We start from the raw sequence: 1,803 nt of genomic DNA on the forward strand, positions 1-1,803 counted from the left end.
GATCAGTGCGGGCGCGGTGGGAGGTGCTGGGCGAAGAACGTCCGTACGTGGTCGCGGACCAGCGGGATCGATTCTGTCGGGGGCATCGGGCCGATCAAGGACAATCGGTCGGCCGGGGTCATCAGGCCCGCCGTCTGCAACTGCGGGGCCATGGCGGCGTAGTCCGTGAAGACCCAGTGCGCCGCGTCGTTGATACGGGCGTGGTGGGTGTGGCTGCCGGGGTGGGTGAGGGTGGCGGACCAGGAGCGGGAGAGTTCCTTTGGGTGGGGGAAGTCTGATGTGCCCAGGAGGAGCAGGGGGCGGCGGGTGCCGTGGCGGGCTATGGGGAAGAGGGGGCCTGGGTGGCCGGGGGGCTCCGGGGCGTAGTCCAGGTAGCCCTCCAAGTTGATCGCCGCGTCGATGCGGCGGTCCTCGTACATCGCCTCCGACACGGCCGTACCGCCCGCCGAGTGGCCGTAGGCTCCCACCCTGCCCAGGTCCAGCGCGCCTCCCAGGCCGTTCGGTGCCGGGTTGCCTCCCGTCGTCAGGATTTCCAGCTGGTCCAGTACGAAGCCGAGGTCCGCTACGCGCGTGTCGATCGCCGTGCGGAACACCTTCGGCTGCTCGCGGGGGTCGCCCCGGAACACGGTCGTGCGGAACGTACCGGTCCTGCCGGGGCATTCGACCGGGAAGGACACCACGGCCGCGTCGCCCGGGTGGTCCACGGTCACCACCGCATAGCCGTGACTCGCCAACTCCTCGGCTACCGCCGTGCCCAGGGTGCGCGGGTCGCCGCCGCCCGGGCTGTAGAGCAGCACCGGGTGTCGTGCGGGGCGTGCGGGCGCGTCCGTGTGTGAATGGGTGCTGGTGGCCGCCCAGTTCACCCCTGTCTTCGGCAACTGGGGATGCGTCAAAGGGGCGATCTGCGCGAACGCGCTCGCCGTATCCTCGGTCATCTGGCGCGCGACCGGGAAGCCGTGGACGGCACGGGCCGCCGGGTAGAAGACCGTGACCATCACCTCCCGGACCGGGATCTTGGGGTCCCACGGGTCGCGCCTGCGCCGGTCCACCAGATAGAGGGTGGTGACGCCCGTACGGTACGGGCCTGTGGGCGTCGGCAGTCGCAGGGCGATGCCCTCTGCGGCCGAGGTGGTTCTCGGGCGTGGCCTTGCCTGTGCGATGCCGCCGCCGTTCGCCAGCAGCGCTCCGGCCGTCGCCAGCGCGCCCGCCGACCTCAGCATGGTCCGCCGGTCCACTCCGGCCCCGCCGCTGTCCTGGTCGCCCATCATGGTTCGTCCGCCTTCCCCTATGTTGTGCCGGCCCCCGCCCCCTGCGTGAATGAAGGGGGCGTGCGCCGAATACTGGGGGCGGGCGGGGAGCGCGGGCGAAGGTTCAGGGCCTGGCCGAAACGATGGCGCGGGGCGGCGAGGGGGAGTAGGGGTGCGGATTCACTTCACGGCCGCGGACTTCGCCCGCGTCCGGTTCGCGCCCCGGCCCGCCCCGCTCCAGGAGCTGAACGCGGCGCTGGCCATGATGGTCCGCCGCGACGGCCAGCTGCTCTTCGGGCACTGGCGGCAGCGGGCGCTGCGGGCCCTGCCGTCCGCCGCTCTGCCGCTGCGCGATCTCGTGCCCGGGGCGGTGGCGCCGCAGTTTCTCGACGTGTTCAGCGACACCCTCGCGGAGGGGCTGGAGGCCGTACGGGCCGCGCGGCCGGAGCTCGTGCGTGCCGAGATGGAGCGGGTGTACGCGGCGCAAGCGGCCCCGGCGCCGCCGTGGGTTCGCGATCTGCACCGGGGGGACGCCGACTCCTGGCGGCTCCTGCGC

General features: G+C 72.7%; 1 protein-coding gene and 1 pseudogene. One reads left to right on the plus strand and one right to left on the minus strand.

Annotated elements, in window-relative coordinates; translation table 11 throughout:
- Window positions 1–2 precede the first annotated feature (2 nt).
- On the minus strand, window positions 3–1,268 hold the full coding sequence (locus ACFU99_RS42510) for an alpha/beta hydrolase family protein (RefSeq protein ID WP_384403841.1): 1,266 nt from the start codon (window positions 1,266–1,268) through the stop codon (window positions 3–5).
- A gap of 151 nt (window positions 1,269–1,419) precedes the next feature.
- On the opposite strand from ACFU99_RS42510, the pseudogene ACFU99_RS42515 reads away from it, so the two are divergent.
- Window positions 1,420–1,803 (plus strand): annotated as a pseudogene (locus ACFU99_RS42515) (ArsR family transcriptional regulator); the annotation flags it as partial.

The organism is Streptomyces sp. NPDC057654, from assembly GCF_042800135.1.
Taxonomy (GTDB): Bacteria; Actinomycetota; Actinomycetes; order Streptomycetales; family Streptomycetaceae; genus Streptomyces.

What these genes read in the sequence shown, in the direction of transcription:
- ACFU99_RS42510 (WP_384403841.1), bottom strand. Translation starts at nt 1,268, where the DNA reads ATGATGGGCGACCAGGACAGCGGCGGGGCCGGAGTGGACCGGCGGACC.